This window comes from uncultured Proteiniphilum sp. (assembly GCF_937873925.1).
In the GTDB taxonomy this organism is placed as follows: Bacteria; Bacteroidota; Bacteroidia; order Bacteroidales; family Dysgonomonadaceae; genus Proteiniphilum.
On sequence record NZ_CALNAT010000118.1, the window covers coordinates 1 to 8333 of the forward strand.

At 42.8% G+C, this 8333-nt stretch carries 8 protein-coding genes and 1 tRNA gene; 8 read left to right on the forward strand and 1 reads right to left on the reverse strand.

Annotation, left to right across the window (positions count from 1 at the left end; genetic code table 11):
* From Q0502_RS07775 to Q0502_RS07795, 5 genes are all read left to right on the forward strand, one after another.
* Positions 1–447 (forward strand): glycoside hydrolase domain-containing protein (locus Q0502_RS07775; RefSeq protein WP_298649280.1); only part of this gene is annotated, 447 nt, incomplete at its 5' end.
* Positions 448–465: 18 nt separating this feature from the next.
* The gene (locus Q0502_RS07780; RefSeq protein ID WP_298649282.1) at positions 466–1467 is read left to right on the forward strand and encodes a carbohydrate kinase family protein; all 1002 of its coding nucleotides are present in this window, start codon (positions 466–468) and stop codon (positions 1465–1467) included.
* Between the two features lie 18 nt (positions 1468–1485).
* The gene (locus Q0502_RS07785) at positions 1486–2154 is read left to right on the forward strand and encodes a D-lyxose/D-mannose family sugar isomerase (RefSeq protein WP_298649284.1); all 669 of its coding nucleotides are present in this window, start codon (positions 1486–1488) and stop codon (positions 2152–2154) included.
* Positions 2155–2157: 3 nt separating this feature from the next.
* Complete coding sequence (locus Q0502_RS07790; RefSeq protein ID WP_298649287.1) at positions 2158–3336, forward strand: hypothetical protein; 1179 nt, start codon at positions 2158–2160, stop codon at positions 3334–3336.
* Between the two features lie 6 nt (positions 3337–3342).
* On the forward strand, positions 3343–4491 hold the full coding sequence (locus tag Q0502_RS07795) for an MFS transporter (RefSeq protein WP_298649290.1): 1149 nt from the start codon (positions 3343–3345) through the stop codon (positions 4489–4491).
* A 185-nt stretch (positions 4492–4676) separates the two neighbouring features.
* On the opposite strand, the gene Q0502_RS07800 is transcribed toward Q0502_RS07795, so the two are convergent.
* Positions 4677–5942: a hypothetical protein gene (locus Q0502_RS07800; protein WP_298649293.1), complete on the reverse strand. Its 1266-nt coding sequence runs from the start codon at positions 5940–5942 to the stop codon at positions 4677–4679.
* A gap of 547 nt (positions 5943–6489) precedes the next feature.
* On the opposite strand from Q0502_RS07800, the gene Q0502_RS07805 reads away from it, so the two are divergent.
* The 3 genes from Q0502_RS07805 (at position 6490) to Q0502_RS07815 (ending at position 8253) form a co-directional block, all read left to right on the forward strand.
* The gene (locus Q0502_RS07805; RefSeq protein WP_298649296.1) at positions 6490–7047 is read left to right on the forward strand and encodes a hypothetical protein; all 558 of its coding nucleotides are present in this window, start codon (positions 6490–6492) and stop codon (positions 7045–7047) included.
* A 104-nt stretch (positions 7048–7151) separates the two neighbouring features.
* A complete protein-coding gene (gene miaA, locus Q0502_RS07810) occupies positions 7152–8066 on the forward strand; it encodes a tRNA (adenosine(37)-N6)-dimethylallyltransferase MiaA (protein ID WP_298649299.1) in 915 nt (304 codons plus the stop codon).
* Between the two features lie 113 nt (positions 8067–8179).
* A tRNA-Asn gene (locus Q0502_RS07815) sits at positions 8180–8253 on the forward strand.
* The last annotated feature ends 80 nt before the right edge of the window (positions 8254–8333 follow it).

The window sequence follows — 8333 nt, forward strand, 5'->3', positions numbered from 1 at the left end:
TATATGGGCGCACCCTGGAAAACCCAGAAACGTATCCGGATGTTGCTGGATACCTGGTTTACGGATAACCTTTTCGGCATTCCCGGAGATGAGGATGGAGGAGGAATGTCTTCCTTTGTTATTTTTTCAATGATGGGTTTTTTCCCCGTAACGGCGGGTATTCCTGTTTACAATATAGGGAGTCCCGTATTCGGGAAAATAAGTATCGATCTGCCGAATGGAAAACAATTTATAGTCAAAGCTAATAATAATTCGGATAAAAACAAATATATCCAAAATGCCAGTCTCAACGGGAGCAAGTTAAATAAATGCTGGTTCACTCACAAAGACCTGGCAAAAGGAGGTTTACTTGAATTGCAAATGGGAGACAAACCCAATTTGGAATGGGGAAGTGAAGAGGGAGATACTCCGCCATCCCATAACGATTATCAATCAATGACCAAATAAAGTGTTAAAAATAAGAATATGCAACGGAATGGAATTATTTCAGCGGGGAATTGGATCATCGACCATATCAAGATGATAGATGTCTGGCCCGAAAGAGGGAATTTAGCTAATATAAAACTTGTTGCTGAAAAAGCTTCGGGGGGATGTTCGCACAACGTGCTCATTGATCTGGCGCGTTTACAAACAGGCATGCCTTTATGGGCAGGAGGAATAGTCGGTAATGACGATGATGGCAAATACATTATGGATGAAATCGCCCAATATCATATCGATAGTCAGTACATGTCGGTACGTGACGGGGTTACTACGTCTTTTACCGATGTTATCTCAGAGATCCAAACCGGGGTACGGACCTTTTTTCATTACCGGGGCGCAAACGCATTATTGGATTATCCCGATTTTGAAAAAATGGAATCGTCCGCAAAAATTTTCCATCTTGGCTATTTATTGTTATTGGATAAATTAGACTTATCTGATGAAGAGTACGGCACAGTAGCGGCAAAGGTATTACATATGCTCAAATCAAAAGGATACGAAATATCCATTGACGTTGTATCAGAACAAGGCGAACGTTTTCGCAGTGTGGTTATACCCAGCTTAAAATACGCAGATTATCTCATTTGTAATGAGATAGAAGCCGGCGCCTGTACTGATATAGAACTTCGGAAAAAGGATACGCTTTGCAGGGAAAATCTACCTCACGCTGCTGAATATCTGTTCAGTCAGGGAGTAGATAAAATGGTCATAATCCATTCTCCGGAAGGAGGCTATGCTATGCAAAAAGACGGAAAAGAACTATTTGTCCCGGCGTTTAAAGTGTCCCAATCCGAGATAAAAAGTACGGTAGGTGCCGGCGACGCGTTCTGTGCCGGAGCATTGTATGCTATCCATGAAGGTTTTCCATTACACGATATTCTCCGATTGGCCAATGCGAATGCGAGGTTTAACTTGTTGAGCGAAAACAGTACAGGGGGTGCAGTTCCGCTATCCGAATTACAGAAATATATAGAGACACATTGATTATTAAACAGATTAATTATGAAACGAAGTGAAATTAACAATGCCATTGACTTTGCGATTGAATTTTTTAAACAGCATTCATTCAAATTACCTTCCTGGGCATATCTTACCCCGGAAGAGTGGAAAGCCAAAGGTGAAGAGTATGAAGAAATACGGCTGGCCCAATTAGGGTGGGATATTACCGATTTCGGTAAAGGACGGTTTAACGAAGAGGGGTTGACTTTATTTACGGTTCGTAATGGATATCCTTCACGTGTTCCCTACAAAACATATTGTGAAAAAATTATGATTGCCGGAGAAAATCAGATTACACCCATGCATTTTCACTGGAAAAAGATGGAGGACATCATTAACCGGGGGGGAGGAGATCTTTGTATTCAACTATGGAAAGCTGATGAGCAATCAGAAGAAAAAACAGATAAAAGTTTTTCCTTACTGATAGACGGGGTGAAAAAAATGTTCAACGCCGGTGATGTTGTTCGGTTAACACCGGGCGAAAGTATCTGTTTTGAACCGTACATATACCACGCTTTCTGGGCAGAAGGGGGGCCGGCGCTTGTAGGCGAAGTATCCACCGTGAATGACGACAGCAACGATAATCGTTTCTATGAATCACTCGGGCGTTATCCGGAAATCACGGGAGACGAGCCCGCGCGTTTTTGTTTATGTAACGAGTATGGAAAATAAAAGATGACACCAACCCCCAAAAAAATAGTTTTATATGGAGCCGGGAAAATCGGACGTTCATTTATCGGGCAATTATTCAGTCGCTCCGGATATGAAGTTGTTTTTATAGATATTGATCCACAGATTATTAATGCCTTGAATAAAAAGCGTTCTTACAAGGTCTTTATCTGCGATACAGTTCCGGAAACCATTGTCGTTGACAATGTGCGGGGTGTGCAGGGAAAGGGTACAGAGAAGGTTGTCGGCGAGATTGCCTCGGCCGACATCCTTGCCGTATCCGTCGGAAAGAACGGGCTGAAAAATATTATTTCCACGCTCTCGTCCGGATTAGTGGAACGCGAAAAAATATATCCCGGACGAAAGATTGATATTATCCTGGCGGAAAACATGCGGAATGCAGATATATTTCTTCATGATGAATTGAAACGTATCCTTCCTGAAAATTATCCGTTAGACCAACTTGTCGGGCTTGTAGAAACAAGCATTGGAAAAATGGCGCCGCTGATTCACAATCCTCAGGATAATGATATTCTTTCCGTATATGCAGAGGCCTATAACACACTTATCGTCAACAAGGAGGCATTTAAAAATCCCATACCTGTCATTGCCGGAATGGAAGCCAAAACAAACATGAAAGCCTGGGTGGACCGTAAATTGTTTATTCACAACTTCGGGCATGCGGCGGTCGCGTATCTCGGCTACAAACATCATCCTGAATTGACTTTTCTCTGGGAGATACTTGAAGACGAAGAGGTCAGGATTTTTGTGAGGGAAGCAATGCAGCAGAGCGCTGCTGCATTGCAGCATGAATATCCCGGTATTTTTTCCCCCGAACATTTGCAGGAACATATCGATGACTTGATTCAACGCTTTTCGAATCGTAGCCTGGGAGATACCGTGTTTCGGGTCGGATGCGACCTATATCGCAAATTATCGTCTGATGACAGGATTATCACTCCGTTATTATCTGCATATAAAAACGGATTGCCGTATGATAGGATATTGAAGGTCCTGATGTCGGCGTTACGTTTCAAAGCAACCGATATCGACGGCACGATGTATCCTGCGGATAATGAATTTCACGAGCGGTTGGAAGAGTATGGAAATTTGTATGTTTTTAAAAAAGTATGCGGACTTACAGAGGGTGAAACAACTCAGATTTTAAACCAAATTAATGAATAAACGAAGATGAGTAAGAGAACGTCAATTCATAAAGTACTCCCCGTTTTTTTTGCCTTTTATGTGATGGGGTTTGTCGATATTGTGGGGGTAGCGACCGGTTATATCAAGCTTGAGCTTCAATTAAGCGATACCCTGACGCAGATGCTGACCATGATGATATTCGTCTGGTTTGCCATCCTGTCTATTCCCGTAGGGGTTTTGCAGGATAAAAAGGGAAAGAAAAATACGGTTAACCTCGGGATTGTCCTTACGGGAATAGGTATGCTTATACCATTCGTTTGGTATTCGTATTACGGTATGCTTTTCTCGTTCATTTTTCTGGGAATAGGAAATACGATTATACAGGTTTCCGCCAACCCGTTAATGCAGGATGTGTCGTCGGCAGACAAGCTCTCCCGTAATCTCACCCTGTCGCAATTTGTCAAAGCCATCGCCGGGACGCTGGGACCCGTGATAGCTGCATTTTGTGCTGTTCAGTTTGGAAATTGGACGTATATTTACTGGGTATACCTGGCCATCTGTATCGTGTCCATGGTATGGCTCTCTTCAACAAAAATAGAGGAAACAAAAGACGCCAAAAGTGCGAGTATATCAGGTGCCTTGAAATTATTAGCCGATAAAAAGGTTGCTTTACTGGTTCTGGGGACTTTCCTGATGGTGGGTTTCGATGTAGGAATGAATACCAACATTGTTAACTATATGAAAACTCAATTTTCTGTCTCTCAGGAAGAAGCGAGTATTGGAATCAGTGTTTATTTTGCGGCGCTAATGATCGGTCGTTTTCTGAGTGCCATTGTTCTTAACTGGATTTCCAGTAATAAGATGTTTGTTTACTGTACTATTCTCTCCGTTATCTCTTTTATGCTGTTGTTTTTCATGCCTTCACCATTCACGGGACAAATAGCAATTTTCTTTATAGGATTATTCAGTGCTTCGTTGTTTCCTTTGATTTTTGCAACGGGGTTGCGCCATCTGCCAGAACGGGCCAATGAGATATCGGGACTGATGATCATGAGCGTTTGCGGTGGAGCGGTCATTCCTCCCGTTATAGGCATCCTTAATGACGCATTTGGTCTGATGATCGGGATGCTTCTGATGTTGGTATGTTTAATCTATGTTGTCTACTTATCGTTGTATGTTCATTCACGTTCTTAAATTTATTCGGATGGAACGAGCATATATCAAACAACGTTCAACGTAACGAAGTGTAGTTAATTTGATGATGTGATGATATGACGATTTGATAATCATTTACTCCACAAATCAGTAAATCAATTAAGTGCTTTGGCTCTACTGATATGCCGTTGTTTATATGATTTTTTATCATAAACCATTTGTTATTAGTCGTTTAAAAATGCACTTCTGCCTGTGTTATTTTCCAGACTGCTTGAAGGAATATCAAAGAACTCTTCATTTTTATCCACACATGCAACGGCTCGTACACGGGCATTCGGATTATTGATTGTAATGGGATTATCTGCAATATATCCTTGCATCCGGCAGCCGAGCATGGCAACAGTCAGGACCTGATCCCCGTTAAGGGTAATATAATCGTATGACGTCCCAAGATTGGTCAGGGCTGGATTATCACCGGAAAACGCTTCTACATTTGTGAGCGCGGTATGTCCTTTTCCTTCTATGACAATAGGATGTATGTCCGTTATTTCTTCTCCCGTATTGGCAATGATAGAGCCTTGTGCGATTTGCCAGTTACGGTTTTTGGTATTGTCTCCGTTTTTATAGATGCCAATGGTAACACAATCCAGATTGAAATTTGTAAGTTGGCCGTAAGTGGCTTCTCCCAGGTATACACCTCCATATACGCCAAAAGTGAAGAGATCGATCAATTGTGCGTTATCGGTATGGTTAATCCAGAAAGTGTACGTTTTTTGAGTGACTACACGATCAATTACTTCTTTGCTGAAAGTGCGTCCGAACTCACGCATATTGGCAGGATTTACATGACAATGCAATATACGCGGGATATCGTAGCAGCGGTCAATCGCGATAAACTCACCGCTCAAAGGGTAACCATAACAGTGTTCGAACAGTATCTGCTCACAGAAATTGTTTTTAGAGCGAAAATCCATGGCCATATATTCTCCATAGAAAGTAAGGCAGGAAAGGGTTACTCCTTCTACTACCGGGTCCGTGTCACTTACCTGGATGGTTGGTTTGTACGCAGTGATATCATTCGCTTTTCGATAAGATTGCTCCGGATACCAAAATTGTATCCCTCGGATTTGGGTTGCCGATTCTACGGTGAAAAAAGGATGTTCTGTGTCGGTCACTATAAACAGGGAACCGGTCGGAGCGTTTTTGCCCGGATGTTTCGTGCCGCGTCCCGTAGGACCGTGCGCACCGATCAATGAAACATTTTTCCGGAGAATAATTCCGGTGGCGATACGGTATCCGTCTTCGACTGGCGTCACATAAAGAGCACTACCGGAGGCCGAAGCCCAATCGATCGCAGCCTGGAGTTTCTCTCGATTTACTTCTGGTGAATTTTCCGGAAGGACGCCGAATTTCTGGATAGATATCATCTGCTGGGCTGATACCGTATAGCACATAAACACTATCCCGATAAATAATAGATTTTTTTTCATATATACCTGTTTTAATTTATAATTCTGGGTGAAATCCACTGCCCTTAGGCGGATGGCCTGATTTTTCTTAAACCGGTTAACTAGCTTTATAACAAAAAATACATTCCTTTATTCCGCAAATATATGTATATTATTTTTTATAAAACAAACGCAAAGGGGTAAGAGTCATAAAAATTAAGTTATTGTCGTCTTCACTGAAATAATCAGGTAAGATTCGAAACAGTCATTGCCCCAACTATAGTTCCCTTTGTCAACTGATGTATTTAAGGATCCCCCTGATCCCTTATAACACGATCTTTCCCCTCCTCCGGTTTCATTAAATTATTTGTGAAATATAAAAAATTAAAAGTTTTTGCTACCTTTGAAATGTAAACTATTTCGTTAAGCTAAATGAGAGGCCAAGCGTGCTTGGACCATGCCATAGCGGGAATTATTTCGATAGCGATACAGAGGCAAAACTTGTTTTGACTGGGGTGAGCGTAGAAATAGTGCAATTTAATTTGAAATAGTCTAACTTTAGTGAACAATGTATAAAACAGAGATTGCAATGATATTCAAGTTTCTAATCCTGTCCGATGAAGTGGATAACTTCAAAAGAGAAATTAAAATTGATGCAGATGCCACGTTCCTGGAGCTTTACAATGCTATTGTAGAGTGTACCGGATTTAGCAACAAAGAGATGGCGTCGTTCTTCCTCTGTGATGATAAATGGCGTAAGAAACAGGAGATCACTCTGGTGGAGATGGATACCTATTCCGATGAGGATTCTTATATAATGGAAGAATGCATCTTAAGCGACTATCTGGAAGATGAAAAACAAAAACTGATGTTTGTATTCGATTATTTCAATGAGCGCGCATTATTTATTGAGTTGTCGGAGCTTATTCCCGGTAAGAAACTGAAAGCGCCCCTCTGTACGCTTTCAGTGGGAGAGGCTCCCGAACAGATTGCCAGTATCGAAGAGCGGAAAGTAGATACCGCTTCATTGGACATGGGTGAAACTTTTTATGGCGATGAAAGTTTCGAACTGGAGGAATTGGACAGAGAAGGGTTTGAGGGATTGGACGACACTCCCGCAGAACCGGATAATAATGATCTTTATTAGGGTTGAACGTTATTCAGCTTCGCTGTTATTCACTTTGCCTTATTTGTGCGTATCTCACGTAATTCCCTTACGCGTTACAGCTGAATAACTATGAATAGTCAATTATGAATACGCTCCTCGTGCTGCTTGGCCCCACAGGCGTAGGAAAGACCGAGTGGAGCCTGCTCATTGCCGAAGCGTTGGGATGTCCCATTCTATCGGCCGATTCGCGCCAGATCTACGGAGGAATGACCATCGGTACGGCAGCGCCCTCAGAAGAACAATTGCGGCGCGTACCGCATTACTTTGCGGGGACACTCTCTCCTGAGGATTACTACAGTGCCAGCGAATATGAGCGCGATGCGCTCTTCCTCCTCCGGGAATTATATGAGCAGTATCCGGTCGTGGTGATGACAGGAGGCTCTATGATGTATATCGATGCCGTCTGTAAAGGGATTGATGATATTCCCACCATTGACGGAACACTGCGCAGAGAACTGCAGGAACTTTACCGGAAAGAGGGGCTTGATCCCATCCGACAACAGTTGAAGATACTGGATCCTGTTTTTTATAACGAGGTAGATCTGAAAAATCCCAAGCGGGTGATCCATGCGCTGGAAATATGCCTGATGGCGGGAAAACCCTACTCATCACTTCGCACCCATCCGAAGAAAGAGCGCCCCTTCCGGATTGTAAAAGTCGGTTTCACACGCGCCCGTGAGGAATTGTACGACCGGATCAACCGCCGCGTGGATCAAATGATCGGGGAGGGATTGATAGAGGAGGCAAGAGGTTTCTATCCACGGCGTCATCTGAATTCACTCAATACGGTGGGGTATAAAGAGCTCTTCGACTATTTCGATGGAAGGTGCACCCTTGAAGCCGCTATTGAAAAAATCAAGCAACACACCCGGAACTACGCCCGCAAGCAGCTCACCTGGTTCAAAAAGGATAAGGGAACGGTCTGGATAAACCTGTCCGATGAAAATGCAGATGTAATGAAAAGGGTGCTGGCGCTGTCAGGTGAGCGTTCTTTCTGAGCAACCATACCGGTTTTTGTAATGGCAGGTTCGCTGTTAATTTTTTCCGGGAGTTATTGGTTTATTCGGAAATTTATACTACTTTTGCATCGCTTTTCGCATAGAGAGAAAATTCTTCCTTAGCTCAGTCGGTTAGAGCATCTGACTGTTAATCAGAGGGTCCTTGGTTCAAGTCCAAGAGGAAGAGCAGAAGGGTAAAGTTTTTTAAAGGTGAAATATTCTTCCTTAGCTCAGTCGGTTAGAGCATCTGACTGTTAATCAGAGGGT